Annotated in this window: 16 protein-coding genes; 9 read left to right on the plus strand and 7 right to left on the minus strand. The window is 65.6% G+C overall.

Annotated features, from left to right (window positions below; translation table 11 throughout):
• The first annotated feature begins 90 nt into the window (after positions 1–90).
• From FHR22_RS13260 to FHR22_RS13270, 3 genes are all read left to right on the plus strand, one after another.
• Entirely contained in the window at positions 91–999 is a 909-nt protein-coding gene (locus FHR22_RS13260) for a sulfite exporter TauE/SafE family protein (RefSeq protein WP_166943492.1), read from the plus strand.
• Positions 996–1,766: a TIGR02186 family protein gene (locus tag FHR22_RS13265; protein ID WP_166943495.1), complete on the plus strand. Its 771-nt coding sequence runs from the start codon at positions 996–998 to the stop codon at positions 1,764–1,766. The genes FHR22_RS13260 and FHR22_RS13265 overlap by 4 nt, the downstream gene beginning before the upstream one ends.
• A gap of 93 nt (positions 1,767–1,859) precedes the next feature.
• Positions 1,860–3,572 (plus strand): ATP-binding protein, encoded by a 1,713-nt coding sequence (locus tag FHR22_RS13270; protein WP_208417711.1) that lies wholly within the window; start codon positions 1,860–1,862, stop codon positions 3,570–3,572.
• Between the two features lie 128 nt (positions 3,573–3,700).
• Here the strand turns inward: FHR22_RS13270 and FHR22_RS13275 are convergent, their stop codons facing one another.
• From FHR22_RS13275 to FHR22_RS13305, 7 genes are all read right to left on the minus strand, one after another.
• Complete coding sequence (locus FHR22_RS13275) at positions 3,701–4,087, minus strand: VOC family protein (protein ID WP_166943498.1); 387 nt, start codon at positions 4,085–4,087, stop codon at positions 3,701–3,703.
• A 59-nt stretch (positions 4,088–4,146) separates the two neighbouring features.
• Positions 4,147–5,286 (minus strand): cell wall hydrolase, encoded by a 1,140-nt coding sequence (locus FHR22_RS13280; RefSeq protein ID WP_166943501.1) that lies wholly within the window; start codon positions 5,284–5,286, stop codon positions 4,147–4,149.
• Positions 5,287–5,446: 160 nt separating this feature from the next.
• Positions 5,447–5,932: an anthrone oxygenase family protein gene (locus tag FHR22_RS13285; protein WP_166943504.1), complete on the minus strand. Its 486-nt coding sequence runs from the start codon at positions 5,930–5,932 to the stop codon at positions 5,447–5,449.
• Positions 5,933–6,015: 83 nt separating this feature from the next.
• Positions 6,016–6,486 carry a hypothetical protein gene (locus FHR22_RS13290; RefSeq protein WP_166943507.1) on the minus strand — a complete coding sequence of 157 codons (471 nt, stop codon included), beginning with the start codon at positions 6,484–6,486 and terminating at the stop codon, positions 6,016–6,018.
• Entirely contained in the window at positions 6,483–7,490 is a 1,008-nt protein-coding gene (locus tag FHR22_RS13295; RefSeq protein WP_166943510.1) for a hypothetical protein, read from the minus strand. The genes FHR22_RS13290 and FHR22_RS13295 overlap by 4 nt, the downstream gene beginning before the upstream one ends.
• A gap of 103 nt (positions 7,491–7,593) precedes the next feature.
• Positions 7,594–8,571 (minus strand): DUF4189 domain-containing protein, encoded by a 978-nt coding sequence (locus FHR22_RS13300; protein ID WP_166943513.1) that lies wholly within the window; start codon positions 8,569–8,571, stop codon positions 7,594–7,596.
• Between the two features lie 130 nt (positions 8,572–8,701).
• Positions 8,702–9,496 carry an ABC transporter ATP-binding protein gene (locus FHR22_RS13305; RefSeq protein WP_166943516.1) on the minus strand — a complete coding sequence of 265 codons (795 nt, stop codon included), beginning with the start codon at positions 9,494–9,496 and terminating at the stop codon, positions 8,702–8,704.
• Between the two features lie 552 nt (positions 9,497–10,048).
• Here FHR22_RS13305 and rimP point away from each other — a divergent pair.
• The 6 genes from rimP to rbfA are packed head-to-tail and all read left to right on the plus strand — an operon-like array spanning position 10,049 to position 16,580.
• Positions 10,049–10,594 carry a ribosome maturation protein RimP gene (gene rimP, locus FHR22_RS13310; protein ID WP_166943519.1) on the plus strand — a complete coding sequence of 182 codons (546 nt, stop codon included), beginning with the start codon at positions 10,049–10,051 and terminating at the stop codon, positions 10,592–10,594.
• On the plus strand, positions 10,594–12,252 hold the full coding sequence (nusA, locus tag FHR22_RS13315) for a transcription termination factor NusA (RefSeq protein ID WP_166943522.1): 1,659 nt from the start codon (positions 10,594–10,596) through the stop codon (positions 12,250–12,252). The genes rimP and nusA overlap by 1 nt, the downstream gene beginning before the upstream one ends.
• Complete coding sequence (locus FHR22_RS13320) at positions 12,233–13,003, plus strand: DUF448 domain-containing protein (RefSeq protein ID WP_166943525.1); 771 nt, start codon at positions 12,233–12,235, stop codon at positions 13,001–13,003. Before nusA ends, FHR22_RS13320 begins: the two co-directional genes overlap by 20 nt.
• 17 nt (positions 13,004–13,020) lie before the next feature.
• Positions 13,021–15,579: a translation initiation factor IF-2 gene (gene infB / locus FHR22_RS13325; protein ID WP_166943528.1), complete on the plus strand. Its 2,559-nt coding sequence runs from the start codon at positions 13,021–13,023 to the stop codon at positions 15,577–15,579.
• Between the two features lie 36 nt (positions 15,580–15,615).
• Positions 15,616–16,173: a DUF1697 domain-containing protein gene (locus tag FHR22_RS13330; RefSeq protein ID WP_166943531.1), complete on the plus strand. Its 558-nt coding sequence runs from the start codon at positions 15,616–15,618 to the stop codon at positions 16,171–16,173.
• Positions 16,170–16,580, plus strand: coding sequence for a 30S ribosome-binding factor RbfA (rbfA, locus tag FHR22_RS13335; protein WP_166943534.1), 411 nt, complete (start codon positions 16,170–16,172; stop codon positions 16,578–16,580). Before FHR22_RS13330 ends, rbfA begins: the two co-directional genes overlap by 4 nt.
• Positions 16,581–16,587 lie beyond the last annotated feature (7 nt).

Here is a 16,587-nt window from a genome sequence, read left to right on the forward strand (position 1 = left end):
TCGCGACGCTGCCGATTCCCCGGCCCATAAAAATGATCTAGGATGCTGGAATCGGCGCCGCTCGGGCGTCGCAATCATGTTTCGGGGCCCATGGACCTTTACCTTCCCGTCGCCAATCTGTCGGTCAATGCCCTGGTCATCGTCCTGCTGGGTGGCGGGGTCGGTTTCCTGTCGGGCATGTTCGGCGTCGGCGGCGGCTTCCTGACCACCCCGCTGCTGATTTTCTATGGCATTCCACCGACCGTCGCCGCGGCGTCGGCGGCGACGCAGGTAACCGGCGCCAGCGTGTCGGGGGTGATGGCGCATCTCGAACGCGACGGCGTCGACCTGCGCATGGGCGCGGTGCTCGTCGCGGGCGGTCTTATCGGTTCGCTGATCGGCGCCGGATTGTTCGAACTGCTCACCGCCTGGGGCCAGATCGATACGACGATCAACATCCTCTATGTCGTGATGCTCGGGTCGGTCGGCGCGATCATGGGGCGCGAGTCCCTGGGGGCGCTCCGCGCGGCCAAGTCGGGCCTGCCCGCGCCGGCGCGCAAGCGGCGCCACCATCCGATGGTCGCCAATCTGCCGCTGCGCTGGCGCTTCTATCGCTCGGGCCTCTACATCTCGCCGCTCGCGCCGCTGCTGCTCGGCATGGCGGTCGGCATCCTGACCATGCTGCTCGGCGTCGGCGGCGGCTTCATCATGGTCCCAGCGATGCTCTATCTGCTCGGCATGGGGACGCAGGTCGTCGTCGGCACCTCGCTGTTCCAGATCCTGTTCGTGACGATCGCGACGACGATGGTCCACGCGATGACGACGGGCGCGGTCGATATCGTCCTTGCCGGGCTGCTCCTCCTCGGCAGCGTCACCGGCGCGCAGTTCGGCGCGCGCTTTGCGCAAAAGGTCCGGCCCGAATATCTGCGGCTCGCGCTGGCCGCAATCGTGCTGCTCGTCGCCCTCCGCATGGGCATCGACCTCTTCATCCGTCCCGAAGAAATCTACACTGTGCAATGAGGCGGCTGGGCGCCCTGATCCTGGCGCTCGCCGCGCTGGCGCTACCGGCGGCGGCGCAGGCGGCCGATCCGCGGCTCGTCCCCGACGTGTCGAACCGCACGATCGACATCCAGTACAGCTTCACCGGCGAGGAATTGCTGCTCTTCGGTGCGATCCTCTATCCCGGCCAACGGCTTCCCGACGACCGCGCCGACATCGTCGTCGTGCTGAAGGGGCCGGTGCGGCCGATCGTGCTGCGCGAGAAGCAGCGTGTCGCGGGCATCTGGGTCAATGCCAGCAGCATTCGCCTTCGCACCTCGCCCGGCTTTTACGCGATCGGATCGTCGCGGCCGATCGACAAGCTGGTCGACGAACGGACCGCCGCGATCTTCGAACTCGGGCTCAACAATCTGTCGATGTCGCCGAGCGGTTTTTCGGAAGCCAGGAAACTTGAGCGCTTCGAGACCGGGCTCATCGACCTCTATCGCCGCATCGGGCTGTTCTACGAAAATTCCGCGGCGGTCGAGATCAGCGAAGGCGTGCTCTACCGCGCGCGCATTCCCGTTCCCGCGCGCGTGCCGGTCGGCACCTATCGCGCCGAAACCTATCTGATCAGCCGGGGCCGCGTGCTCGCGGTGGCATCACGTGACGTCCAGATCCGCAAGGCGGGTTTCGAACGTTTCGTCGCCCTCGCCGCGCAGCGCCACGGCTTTCTTTATGGCCTCACCGCGGTGCTGCTCTCGCTCGTTCTCGGCTGGGGCGCATCCGCGATTTTCCGCCGCCGCTGAGCCACCCCTGGCTGGCCTGTGAACGATCATAAGCGCTTTGTTTACCAACTGATGCGATAGTGTCGCCGGGACCAATGAAGGCGGGGCGATTTGATGGATAGCCATGGCGGCGCGTTCGGCGCCGGGGATATGACGGCGGCGCAGCACGTCCGGCTTGCCGGCGGCGGCACCGTTGCCCCTGCCGCACCCGCATCGGTCCATCATCGCGACGACCTGCTGATCGGTGAAGTCATCGACATCTCGGGCTCGGCGTCGCGGATCCTGATCGATTCGGCGACGATCGGCCAATTGGCGTCGTCGACCGACATGGCGGTCGCGATGGCGGGCCAGGTCGGCGCGCAGGTCAAGGTCCGCGTCGGCAATGTCTGGCTCGTCGCCAGCATCCGCGACCAGCAGCTCCACGAAAAAGGGCAGGGCGTGATCGTCGCGTCGATCGACTTCCTCGGCGAGGGCGACGAGGAAAAGATTACCGGCCGCATCCACAATTTCCGCCGCGGCGTCACCCGTTATCCGGTGCCGGGCGGCAAGGTCTATGCCGCGACCAGCGCTGACCTCAAGCAAATCTATGCCGCCGACGATCGCGCGCATGTCGAAATCGGTACCGTCTATCCGACCAAGGATATTCGCGGTTCGCTCTATGTCGACGCAATGCTTGGCAAGCATTTCGCGCTTCTGGGCTCGACCGGGACCGGCAAGTCGACCAGCGCCGCGCTGATCCTCCACAAGATCTGCGAACTCGCGCCGCAGGGTCATATCGTGATGATCGATCCGCACGGCGAATATTCGGCGGCGTTCAAGGGTACCGGCGCCCTGTTCGACGTCGACAATCTTGCGATGCCCTATTGGCTGATGAACTTCGAGGAACATTGCGAAGTCTTCGTCACCAGCGATGGCCGCGACCGGCAGAGCGACTGCGACGTGCTCGCCAAATGCCTGCTCCAGGCGCGGCAGAAGAACCGGCTGGCCGAGGGGATGAGCAAGATCACGGTCGATTCGCCGATCCCCTATCTGCTCTCCGATCTGCTGAATATTCTCCAGAACGAGATGGGCCGGCTCGACAAGGCGACGTCGAGCGCGCCCTTCATGCGGATCAAGGGCAAGATCGAGGAAATGCGCGCCGACCCGCGCTATAATTTCATGTTTTCGGGGATGCTCGTTGCCGACACGATGGCGGGCTTCATCGGCAAGATTTTCCGCCTGCCGTCCGATGGCCGCCCGATTTCGATCATTGATGTCTCGGGCGTGCCGTCCGACATCACCAGCGTCGTCGTCGCGGTGCTGTCGCGCCTCACCTTCGATTATGCGATCTGGTCGCGCGGCGAACCGCAACGGCCGATCCTGCTCGTCTGCGAAGAGGCGCATCGCTATATCCCCGCAAAGGACGTCGGCCAGGGGCAGGCGGTCCGCAAGATCCTCGAGCGCATCGCCAAGGAAGGCCGCAAATATGGCGTATCGCTGGGCCTGATCACCCAGCGTCCGTCCGATCTGGCGGAGGGCGTGCTGTCGCAGTGCGGCACGATCATCTCGATGCGTCTCAACAACGAACGCGACCAGCATTTCGTGAAGGCCGCAATGCCCGAAGGCGCGCGCGGCTTCATCGATTCGATCCCGGCGCTCAGAAACCGGGAGTGCATCGTCTGCGGCGAAGGCGTATCGATCCCGATCCGCGTCTATCTCGACACGCTGGAAGAGGACAAGCGCCCGGCGTCGAGCGATCCGCTCTTCTCCAAATTGTGGCGCGAGAGCGGCGGCGAGGCGGAGATTCTCGAACGCGTCGTCAAGCGCTGGCGCAGCCAGGGGCGCTGATTTTCGCCGACTGACGTCGGCGGCGGCACCGGCCCGCTCCCCCTCCCAGCCTCCCGACATGGTATGCTATGGGAGGCTGGGAGGGGGAGCGGGCCGGTGCCGCGTCCGGCGTTAGCTGGACAAATTTATCAACCCTTCGGCGGCTCCCAAAGCTCGATCGGATTGCCCTCGGGATCATGCACCCGCGCAAACCGTCCGGTCGCGGGGTCGTCCCATTCGGGCTTGGTTATGATCGCTTCGCCCGCCTCGCGAAACGGCGCCAGTACGGCATCGAGATCGTCGACACGCAGGTTCAGCATATATTGCCGATCGGCCGGAAAATAGTCGCTGTCGGCCTTGAACGGCGCAAAGACGAGCGGGCCCGCGGTGACGTTCCACACCCATTCGTTCGGCGGCACGCTGTCGTCGGCGCTGCATCCGCCGCCGACGCTCAATCGCTCGCGATACCAGGCGGTCAATTTTTGGGGGTCGCGGGCGCGAAAGAACAGCCCGCCGATGCCTTTGACATGTCCCATCACAGCCTCCCTATTCCAACACGGGGTGACGAAAGGGAGGATAGGCTAGGCCGATCAGCTCAGCGAATCCACTCCCCGCTCTTGCTGAATTCTTCCTTGATCTGCCCCGACTGGTTGAGCCGCGGATCGCTGTAGGTCACGGGCGGCGTGACCGGTGCCTGCGCGGTCGGCGTGCCGGTCTCGCGGCCCTGCTGCGCCATCGCGCTCGGCGTCGGGGCGGGCGCGACATCGGGAAGCGGCACGGCCGCGCCAGCGACGGCCGGCAGCGGCCCCGCACCCGGCGCGATGCCCTGACCCTTGAGGATCGCCAGCTGCTGCGCGACGGGCAGATAGGGACCCGGCACCGGCTCGCGGCCCAGATAGGGCGCGCGGAACGCGTCGGGCATGCCCCAGCGGCCGCGCCAGCGATGGAAGATATGCGCACCGACGATGTTGGTCATGACCAGGCTCTTCCCCCACCGCGGCCATATCGCTTGCGTATGATAATGGGTGGCCAGCCCGACCTTCGGAAAAACATAGCCGCCGAGCGCCGCCGACGCGATGCGGCTCGCACGCAGCCAATTGGGCTTCGATGGCGCGCGTGCCATCGCACCGTCGCAACTGAAGGTGAACTGACACACGCCGGCGCGCTGCGATCCCTGGAAGACCACCCCGCATATCGTGTTGGGAAAACTCGGATGGCGCGCCCGGTTGATGATGACCTGCGCGACGCCGCGCATGCCGTCGTCGGTTTCGGACGCGGCTTCATAATAGATGGCGGCGGTCAGGCAATAATGCGCGCGTTCGCGATCGAGCGGGGTGACGCCGCGAAAGACATAGCTTTTGGCTGGCGGCCCGACAAAGGCTTCATCGCGTAGCGCAGCGGGATCGACGGGCGGCAGCGCGGTCGCGTCGGCATAGCCGACGCTGTTGGGATCGGGCAGCGTCGGATCGATCTTCAGCGCGTCCTCATAATCCCCGGCATTCATGATCGCCCAGCGCGCCGGGTCATAGGGTTTGAAGGTCAGCGGCACGCTGACGCTATACGGGCCGAAAGGCGCATAATCGCGCAGCCGGCCGCTCGCGAGCGCGAGCCCCAGGCTGGCGACGATCACCGCGGCGGCGAGCGCCGTCCAGAAACTGCGATCGGGTCCGGCACGCTTCGGCGGCGGTGGATCGAGCCACGCCGAGCGGGCGGTAAGATGCAATTCGGGCTTCATCCGCGTGTCGAAATTCCCATTCGGCCACCGCGCGACCGATTCGCGTCGAGGGGCGTCAGCCTGCATTATGCCCTGAAACGCCAACAAAATGTTTCTTTATGGACAGCATGTCCCGCAGGGGCACATTCGCGCGGATCGCGGTTAAGCCGTCGGGGCGCCACTAACCCGCGATCAATGCTATGACAAACAGCACCAGCGCGGCGGTCGAGGCGAGGGTGCGGACATGGTTCCAGAAGGTCCATTCGCGAAGATAAAGCGCCCAGAGCGCTGCATCCGCCGCGCTCGCCGGATTGCTCTTTGCCAGCGCGCTGTTGCGCGGGACGTTGCAGACCATCGTGACGACGAACATGCCGGCGAAATAGATGAGCCCGCCGGCCATGGCGGCGGCCGCGCCCGGGACGCCCCAGCGGAGCAGGCCGATGACGGCGAGCGCGAGGCTCGACAGGCTGCTGCCGACGAACAGCGGCATGAACAGCGATCGCTGGATCTCGACGTTGATGCTGTTCATCGCCGCGATCCCCGCGGGCACGTCGATCCGTGCAAGCGCCCGCATCGCGAACGCCGAAAAGGTGAAATAGAGCCCGGCGACGAGCCCGCAGGCGACGATCGAAAACCAGAGCAGGACCATGGTGACGCTATCGGCCAAGACATGCCTCCATCGCAGAGGGGCGGTGCGCCGATCTACGCCCGAATCGCCGCAACGCCAAGCCGCACGATCGATGGCGCCCGTCAGGCCACCGGCGTCGAATCTTCGGCCGCATCGGGGTCGTCGGCGGGTTCGCCGTCCGATGTCGCCAGGAAAACGACCAGCCGCCCGTCGCTCGGCCGGCGCATCACCGTCACGAACAGCGATGGCGTGCCGCCCGCCATATCGGCCCGCGCCTTGTCATCCTGAAAGCGGATGTCGGCGTCCGCGATTTCCGCGCGATGCGCCTTGTCGGCGAAATATTCGTCGGTGCTGTCGCCGGGCTGGAGGACGCCGCCGACGTCGACGTTGAACCGGTCCTGCCGCAGGATGGCGGCGGGATCGGTCAGTGCCGCGCCGCTGCTGCTGACGCGGTCGGTATCGGCGATCGTCGCGCCATATTCGACGACATAATCGAGTTGCTCTTCGTCATCCTGCGCCTGCACCGCGAGCGGCAGGGAAAGCGCTGCGGCGGCGAGCAGGGTGCGGAACATCGTCGTCGAAAAACCCATCATCGTGGTCCCCATAAAATCTGGCAGCGATCACCGCTGGTGACATAATCGGCAAGCATGCCGCGCTGGAATTCGAGCGTCAAATCGCAATGGAACTGGTTCTCGCGTTTCTCATAATAAGCCTCCTTGCCAACCTGCCCGACCTGCGCATCATAGGTTTCGCTGTGGGTCCGGCGATAGACGAGCAGGCGGACCGGGCCGCGGTCGCTCACCGTCATGGGACGGCCCCACGCCGCGGTGATTTCGCCTTCGCTGCGGCCGATCCATTCCTCGAGCGCGGGGGCGACCTCCTTTTCGCGCTTCATTCGGTCCTTGCGGCTCTTTTGCGACGCGGCGATCGCGTCGGCATCGCGTTGGCTCTGGTCGGCGATCGCGCCCGCCTGCGCGACGAGCGCCTGCTTGTCCTTCATGATCTTTTCGACCTGCGCATTCTGGTCCGCCACCGACACATTGCTGGTGTATGTGGGCCGCTTGCCATCGGTCCACAATTTCTCCCACGCCGTATCGACGACCCGCGGCAGGCTCATCGGCCCCATATAGATGAAATTGCGTGGATCATTATTGGCGTCGCGCTCCTGCGCGCGTTGCGCCGCTTTCTTCGGGCCCTTGTCGCAGGCAAAAGTCAGGATCTGGTGCTCGGTGACGTTGGCGGGTGCATGATCGCCGACGTCGGGGCCGCGGCGCAGCGCGCCGTCGCGCGGGCTGATCTGCACCAGGTCGATGCGCAGCGATTTGCGCTGGCAGTCGACATGATAATTGGCGCTTGACCAGTCGGGCTGCGACGGCGCTTCGAAAACGGTCGTCGCCTCGACCTTGAAGCTGGTATCGCTGTTGAATTCGGGGCTGATATAATCTTCGTCGATCACGGTGAAGGTACGGTTCGGCCGGTCGCCGCCGGTGTAGACGAGCCACTGGTTGGCCTGTGCGGGCGCCGCGATCCCTGCGGACAGGACCGCAAGGGCGAGTGCGGTGCGTTTCGGAGCGTTGAGCGATGCTTTTGCGGCCATGATGATCCCCATTGTTGCGGCGAAACCCGGCGGTGCTCGATCGCCCGCGCGGGCCGGGCCATGCCCGTCGCCATATGTTCGACGTCGCAGTAGCGCGCGCGCCTTATTTCTTCTCGGCCAGCGCCTGATAGGCGTCCTGGACGAAGGCGCCCTTCTGCGCTGCGTCGAAGCTCGCGGTGACGGTGCATTTGGTGTCGGCATCCTTGCACCGCTGCTCGGCATGTTTGCGGGCGTCCTTGTAATCGGGGCTCGATCCGACGCGGATTGCGCGCGTGGCGTCGACGGCGATGGTCAGGACGGCATCGGAAACCGTGCGGACCACCTTGCATTTCGCGCCGCTGTCGCGCTCGCACTGCGTCACCGCGGCGGTTTCGGCGTCCTTGCCGCTCGCATAGCCCGTGTTCACCCAGACCTTCGCACCCCAGTCGCCGGCGGTGTCGCCGTCGACCCATGCGGTCGATCCATAGATGCGATGGAAATTGCCCTTCGGCGGAAAGACGATCGCCTGGCTGATCGGATTGCCGATCTCCTCGACCCATGCCGGCGAATTCGTCGTGTTGAACACCTCGCAAATCGCCTGTTCCTTCACGCAGACCTTCTCGACTTCCTTCTTGGCCTTGCCGTCGCTCGCCCCCGTTGCTGCCCATAATGTGCCGAGCCCGTCGCGCGCGATGGCGATCGATCCATTGGCGGCGCCGGGGGTCAGCGTGCACCCCGACCCCATCGCCGCGGTGCAGGCGGCGAGCGCGGCGTTGCCCGCCGCATCGGCGCTGCGATAGCCTGCGGCGGTCCAGACGTCGGAGGCCTCGGGATGCCAGGCGGCGACATAATAGCTGTTCACCCATTGGGTTGGCGGTCCCTGCGGCACCGGCTCCGCCGCCTCGTCGCGCACGCAGAGCGGAACCCCGGCGACGCCGTTGCCGCCCTGCGTCATTCCGACCATCCGTTCGCCGGGGCCCGGGCCGTTGCACGGATATTGCGCCCTTGCGGGCTGGGACGGCATCAGCGCGGCAAACAGCGCCGCGGCGAGCAAGGCGAAGGCGAAAATCCCCGATCGGGGCCGGACGGAAAAAATGGACATGACGAACGTCTGTTCCTTGACTGGCTGATGGCTGCCATGTCGCATGGCAAAGGCCGGCGGGCTGTGATCCTTCGCACAGCCCACGCCTTTTTCCGTTTGTCTTCAAGTCCTTTTGTGTCCGGACAGCCGTTCAGCCCAGAATGTCGGCGTGATACCAGGCGCCGCGCCGGCCGGCCGCGATCGGCAGCCCGAACAGGCGTGTCAGCGCCTCGCTGGTCAGCAGCGCGTCCTTGCTGCCGTCGTCGGCGATCCGGCCGCCGTTCAGCATCACGATGCGCGATATTTCGGGCAATATCTCCTCGATATGATGCGTGATGAGCAGCAAGGCCGTGCCGCCGCGCGCGACCGCGCGCAGCATGTCGAGGAAATGATGCCGCGCGGCGGGGTCGAGCCCCGCGCATGGTTCGTCGAGCAACAGCGCGCACGGGCGATGGGCGAGCGCGCGGGCGATCAGCACGCGGCGGGCTTCGCCGGTCGACAGGCTCGCCATGCTGCGCCCGATCAGGTGCGTCGCTCCGACCTCCTCGATCGCGGCGCGCGAGGCGTCGACCATCTCCTGCGTATAGACTTGATGCGCCCACAGCCCGCGCGACGCAAAAAAGCCCGAGACGACGCAGTCGAGCACCTCCAGCGGGGGTTCGGCATCGAAGTCGAGCTGCATCGTCGACGATACGATGCCGAGCAGTTGGCGAAGCTCGAAGACATTCCAGCTATCCTGCCCGAAAATCCGCACCTGTCCGCCATAGCGCGGATAGATCTGGCGCGTGATCAGCTTGACCAGCGTCGACTTGCCCGATCCGTTGGCGCCGAGAATCGCGATATTCTCGCCCGACCTCAGCGTCAGCGCGGGCAGGTCGAGGATGCAGGCATCATCCGCCATGACCTGAACGTCGGTGAGGGCGAGGAGGGGGGCTGTGTCGGTCATGGCGGCGCCTTGAGCATGGCGAGGCATGATTGGGAAGGGGAAATAGGGGGTGGCAGCTTTGGGGGTGGGGAGGGGACGTTCGCTAACCATCCATAACCGTCGCCCCCGCGAAGGAGTGAAGGGTCGAATGGTCCCCCGGACCATTCTTGGACATGCCGGGGGCATGTCCAACCCTTAACTGGCCGCAATCGGCCGAGCGCAAGGTTGCCAGCGGCCCCCGCCTTCGCGGGGGCGACGGTTATTTAGCTAGCGTCCGCTACCGGCCGCTTCCTGCCTTTTTTCGTCATCCCGGGCTTGACCCGGGATCCCGCTTTTTGACCGCATAATCCGTCTCGGACTTCAAGCGGGACCCCGGATCAAGTCCGGGGTGACGATGAATGCGTACGGCAGCAACCGGCCGGAAGCGGACATCCATTCTCCCCTTGCCGACTCAGGCGGCGAAGCCTATATGCGGCGTACTTCTTGACATGGTTAGCCAGTTGGGACGTCGGGGCCGCGGGCCGCGGCGGCTATACCCGCATGGTTTTCCGGTCATTCGAATGGGAAAGACACTTGGCCGACCTCGACGTCCTCAATGCGATCATCGCGCCCGAAGCCGAGGCGATGGGCCTCGCGCTCGTGCGCGTTGCTTTCTTTGGCGGCGAGAGCGACCCGACGCTGCAGGTGATGGCCGAGCGCCCCGAGACGCGCCAGCTGACGATCGACGATTGCGCCGACCTGTCGCGCCGCATCTCGGACCGGCTCGATGCGCTCGAGGAGGCCGGCAAGGACCCGATCGACGTCGCTTACCGGCTGGAAGTGTCATCGCCCGGCATCGACCGGCCGCTGACGCGCCCTGCCGACTTCGCCGATTGGGCGGGGCATGAGGCAAAGCTTACGCTGAAAGAGAAGCGCGACGGGCGTCAGCGTTTCAACGGCGAACTGGTCGGCATCGACGGCGATATCGTCACGATTTCGGATAAAGAGGGTGTGGAGCATCCGCTGCCGTTCGATGCGATCGACACGGCGAAGCTCGTTCTCACCGATAAATTAATTGCCGCAACCGTCCCGCTCTCGATCGAGGGCGCCGACGAAATGGAAGAAGAAGGACAGGACTGATGGCCACTGCCATTTCCGCCAACAAGGCCGAGCTGCTGGCGATTGCCAATTCGGTTGCCAGCGAGAAGATGATCGACAAGGCGATCGTCATCGAGGCGATCGAGGAAGCGATCCAGCGCGCCGCGCGCGCCCGCTACGGCGCCGAAAATGATATTCGCGCCAAGCTCGACGCCCAGACCGGCGACCTGCGCTTGTGGCGCGTCGTCGAAGTGGTCGAACAGGTCGAGGATTATTTCAAGCAGGTCGATCTGGCTGCCGGCCAGAAGCTCCAGAAGGATGCCCAGCTTGGCGACTTCATCGTCGATCCGCTGCCCGCGGTCGACCTCGGCCGCATCGACGCCCAGTCGGCGAAGCAGGTGATCTTCCAGAAGGTCCGCGAAGCCGATCGCGAACGCCAATATGCCGAGTTCAAGGATCGCGCGGGTGAAATCATCACCGGCGTCGTGAAATCGGTCGAATTCGGCCACATCGTCGTCAACCTCGGCCGCGCCGAAGGCGTGATCCGCCGCGACCAGCAGATCCCGCGTGAACTGATGCGCGTCGGCGACCGCGTCCGCGCGCTGATCCTGTCGGTGCGCAGCGAAACCCGCGGGCCGCAGATCTTTTTGAGCCGCGCGCACCCCGACTTCATGAAGAAGCTGTTCGCGCAGGAAGTGCCCGAAATCTACGACGGCATCATCGAGATCAAGGCCGCCGCGCGCGACCCGGGCTCGCGCGCCAAGATCGGCGTCATCAGCTATGATGGCTCGATCGACCCCGTCGGCGCGTGCGTCGGCATGAAGGGCAGCCGCGTCCAGGCGGTCGTCCAGGAAATGCAGGGCGAAAAGATCGACATCATCCCTTGGTCCGAAGACACCGCGACCTTCGTCGTCAACGCGCTCCAGCCCGCAACGGTCCAGCGCGTCGTGATCGACGAGGATGACAGCCGCATCGAAGTCGTCGTTCCCGACGACCAGCTGTCGCTCGCCATCGGCCGCCGCGGCCAGAATGTCCGTCTCGCCAGCCAGCTGACCGGCAGCCAGATCGACATCATGACCGAGGCCGACGCGAGCGAAAAGCGCCAGCGCGAATTCGTCGAGCGTTCGACGATGTTCCAGGAAGAGCTCGATGTCGACGAAACGCTCGCGCAGCTGCTCGTCGCCGAAGGCTTCAGCGAGCTCGAAGAAGTCGCCTATGTCGGCATCGACGAACTCGCGAGCATCGAAGGATTCGACGAGGAACTGGCGCAGGAGCTGCAGAGCCGCGCGACCGAAGGTCTCGAGCGCCGCGAAGAAGCGTCGCGCGCGCAGCGCCGCGAACTGGGCGTTGAAGATGCTCTGGCCGACATTCCGCACCTGACCGAAGCGATGCTCGTCGTGCTTGGCAAGGCCGGGATCAAGACGCTCGACGACCTCGCCGACCTGGCGACCGACGAACTGATCGCCAAGAAGCGCACCGACAACCGCCGCGGCCCGCCGCGCAGCGAACGCGCCGAGCGCGCAGAGGATCGGGGCGGTGTGCTCGGCGAATATGGCCTGAGCGAAGAACAGGGTAACGAGATCATCATGGCGGCGCGTGCGCACTGGTTCGAAGACGAACCGGCTGCGGACGCGCCGCAAGCTGGGCCCGCGGCAGAGCCGCAAACCGGGGAGGCCGCTGATGCGGACCCCGCACAATGATCAGCTGAGCGAACCAGACCGCGCTGGTCGGCGCGGCCAGCATGTGCCCGAGCGGCGCTGCGTCATCACCGGCGAGGTTTCGCCGGCGCAGCGGCTCGTGCGCCTTGCGCTCGCGCCCGACGGCAGTATTGCGCCCGACGTCCATGGCAAGGCGCCGGGGCGCGGCGCCTGGGTCGGCGTCGACCGCGCCACGCTTGAAGCCGCGCAGGCAAAAGGCAAGCTGAGGGGCGGGCTCGCGCGCGCGCTTCACGAAGGCAATATCACGATCCCCGACGACCTCGGCGCGCGCATCGAGGCGCAGCTTCAGCGCGCGACGCTCGACCGGCTGGGACTGGAATCGCGCTCGGGTACGTTGCTCAGCGGCAATGAAAAGATCGAGACCGCGGCGCGCAAGGGGCAGGTGCGCCTGCTCCTCCATGCCAGCGATGCGGGCGAGGACGGCCGCAAGAAACTGGCGCAGGCGTGGCGCGTTGGCGAGGACGATGAAGGGTCGGGCCGCGAGGGCCGGGTCTTGCCCGTGGACCGCGGCACCCTATCTATGGCATTAGGCCGCGAGAATGCGGTGCATCTGGCGTTGACTGACGCCCGCGCCGCCGACCGCGTGCTGGCGCATTTGAGCCGCTGGCAGTTTTTCACAGGATGGAGTAGGGACGCGGCCAACCGCGATTCCGATCCGCATGCCGCGCCGGCTTCTGGCGAGGAAAATATGGGGGCGTTGCCGACCAGCGACGCCGCTTCGGACGCGTTTTGAAGGAATGATGGTTTTCGATGAGTGACGAACAGGACAAACCGACCCTTACCCGCAAGCCCTTGGGGCTGAAGCGGACGGTCGAGGCCGGGCAGGTGCAGCAGCAATTCAGCCACGGGCGCCGGAATACGGTGGTGGTCGAGGTGAAGCGTCGCCGCGTGCTTGGCCGTCCGGGCGAAGCCGCCCCGGCACAGGAGGTCGAAGAGGTCGAGGCCGCTCCGGCGCCCGCACCGGTCGCCGCTCCCGCACCTGCGCCCGCTCCGAAGCCGGTCGCCCCCCGGGTCAGCGAGAATGACAGCCTGATGTCGCGTCAGGAACGCCAGGCACAGCTGCTGCGCGAGGCCGAAGAGTCGCGCATGAATGCGCTCGAGGACAATCGCCGCCGCGACGAAGCCGCGCGCGCACGCGCCGCCGAGGAAGAAAAGGCGCGCGCCGAAGCGCGTGTCGAAGAGGCCGCGGCAAAGGCCGCCGAGCCGGCGCCGGCCGCGCCTGCAGCCGTTGAACCCGCCGCCGAGGCGCCCGCCGCCGCTGCCGAACCGCAGGGCGAGGCCGCACCCGCGGCTCCGCGTCCGGCGACGGCCAGCGCCGCGCCCGCGCCGCGCCGCTTCACTCCGGTCGAGGCGCCGAAGCGTCCCGAACCGAAGCGTCCCGAGCCCAAGGCGACCCGGGGCGGCGACAGCCGCCGCCAGTCGGGCAAACTGACCGTTACGCGCGCGCTGAACGACGACGAGGGCGCGCGGGCGCGCAGCCTCGCGGCGCTGAAGCGCGCCCGCGAAAAGGAAAAACGCTCGCACATGACTTCGTCGGGCCCGCGTGAGAAGCAGGTCCGCGAAGTCGTCGTGCCCGAAAGCATCACGGTTCAAGATCTCGCCAATCGTATGGCCGAAAAGACCAGCGATCTGGTCAAGGCGCTGTTCAAGATGGGCAGCCCGTCGGCCAGCACCGACACGATCGATCAGGACACCGCCGAACTGCTCGTCACCGAATTCGGGCACGAGATCATTCGCGTCAGCGAAGGCGATATCGATATCCGTCATGACGAAGATATCGACGATGCCGAGCATCTGAAGCCGCGCGCCCCGGTCGTCACGATCATGGGCCATGTCGACCACGGCAAGACCAGCCTGCTCGACGCGCTGCGCGGGGCCAATGTGGTCGCGGGCGAAGCCGGCGGCATCACCCAGCACATCGGCGCCTATCAGGTGAAGACCCCCGACGGCAGCCTGGTGACTTTCCTCGATACGCCGGGCCACGAAGCCTTCACCGAGATGCGCCAGCGCGGTGCCAACGTCACCGACATCGTCATCCTGGTGGTCGCCGCCGACGACGGGCTCAAGCCGCAGTCGATCGAGGCGATTGCGCATGCGAAGGCGGCGGGCGTGCCGATCATCGTCGCGATCAACAAGGTCGACAAGGAAGGCGCCAATCCGCAGCGCGTCCGCGAACGCCTGCTCGAACATGAGCTGGTGGTCGAGGAAATGGGCGGCGACGTCCAGAATGTCGAAGTGTCGGCGCTCAAGAAAACCGGTCTCGACAAGCTGCTCGAAGCGATTGCGGTGCAGGCCGAGATCATGGAACTGAAAGCCAACCCCGATCGCGCAGCCGAAGGCACGGTGGTCGAGGCGAAGCTCGACAAGGGCCGCGGCCCGGTGGCGACGATCCTCGTCCGCCGCGGTACGCTGAAAGTCGGCGACATCTTCGTTTGCGGCGCCGAAAGCGGTCGCGTCCGCGCGCTGATCGACGATCAGGGCAAGCAGATCAAGGCCGCCGGGCCGTCGATGCCGGTGGAAGTGCTTGGTCTGGGCGGAGTCCCGATGGCGGGCGACACGCTCACCGTCGTCGAGAATGAAGCGCGTGCCCGCGAAGTCGCGACCTATCGTCAGGAACAGGCGACGCGCAAGCGCACCGTCCAGGCGCCGGTCAGCCTCGAAGGCATGTTCGAAGCGCTCGCCGACAAGGCGAACATCATCCAGTTCCCGGTCATCATCAAGGGCGATGTGCAGGGGTCGGTCGAAGCGATCGTCAACGCCCTGAACAAGCTGTCGACCGACGAGATCCGCGTCCGCGTGCTCCAGTCGGGTGCCGGCGCGATCACCGAGAGCGACGTGACGCTGGCGGCGGCGACCAAGGCGCCGATCATCGGCTTCAACGTCCGTCCGAACGCCAAGGCGCGCGACATTGCGAAGCGCGAAAATGTCCGGTTCATGTATTATGACGTCATCTATCACCTGACCGACGAAATCCGCAAAGAGATGGCGGGTGAGCTCGGTCCCGAACGCGTCGAAACCGTCGTCGGCCGCGCCGAGGTCAAGGACGTCTTCCCCGCCGGCAAGCGCGACAAGGCCGCGGGCCTGCTCGTGCTCGAAGGCTCGATCCGCAAGGGGCTGCATGCACGCCTCACGCGCGCCGATGTCATCGTGTCGGCAACGACGATCTCGTCGCTCCGCCGCTTCAAGGACGACGTCGCCGAAGTGCGCGCCGGCCTGGAATGCGGTGTCGTCCTCGCCGACACCAACGACATCAAGGCGGGCGACCACCTCGAAGTCTTCGAAGTCGAACTGCGCGAACGGACGCTGTAACGGGCGTCCGCTCCGCGCGGATCAGGAGGCGCCGGCATGGCTCGCTACGTCGCCCTATTCGGCAGCATCAATGTCGGCGGCAACCGGCTGACGATGGCCGATCTGCGCGCGGCGTTCGAGGCCGAGGGGTTCAGCGACGTCGAAACCGTCGTCGCCAGCGGCAATGTCATCTTCTCGCACCCCGCGCGGCCAACGCGCGGGCTGGAGGAAAAGCTGACGCTGATGGTTGACGACCGGTTCGACATGCGCTGTGCCGCCCTCGTTCGCAGCCGTGACGAACTCGCTGCCGCGATCGCCGGAAATCCGTTCGCGGGGACCAACGAGGACAAGTTCGTCCACACGATGTTCCTCGATGGACAGCCGACCGCAGCGCAGTTCGAAGCTCTGGCCGCCGACAAGTGGATCAAGGCAAACGAGCGTCTCGCACTCGGTGACCGCGCGCTTTATATCGATTATGGGGACGGCGTGGCCGACAGCAAATTGACCGCGCGGCTGATCGAACGCCGGTTGGAGCATAAGGGCACGGCGCGCAACATGCGATCGATCGCCCGGATTGTCGCCAAGCTCGACCAGTTGGAGAAAACCGAGTCATGAAACCCGACAAGGACCGGAAAAAGGACAACGGCCCCTCGGTCCGTGTGCTGCGTGTTGGCGAACAGGTGCGCCATATCCTGTCCGAAATCCTCGCGCGCGGCGACGTCCATGACGATTTGCTGACCAAGCATCCGGTCAGCATCACCGAAGTGCGCATGTCGCCCGATCTCCGTCACGCGACGGTGTTCGTGAAGCCGCTGCTCGGCAAGGACGAGGAGGCGGTGCTGAAGGCCCTGCGCACGAACACCGCCTATCTGCAAAAGAGCGTCGCGGCGAAAGTGCGGATGAAATATGCCGCGAAGCTGAAATTCCTCGCCGACGAAAGCTTCGACGAGGCGAGCCATATCGACAAATTGCTGCGCGATCCGAAGGTCGTGCGTGATCTGGAGAGCGGCGAGGGCGAATAAGGCGCAT

Source organism: Sphingopyxis panaciterrae, from assembly GCF_011762125.1.
GTDB classification, from domain to species: domain Bacteria; phylum Pseudomonadota; class Alphaproteobacteria; order Sphingomonadales; family Sphingomonadaceae; genus Sphingopyxis; species Sphingopyxis panaciterrae.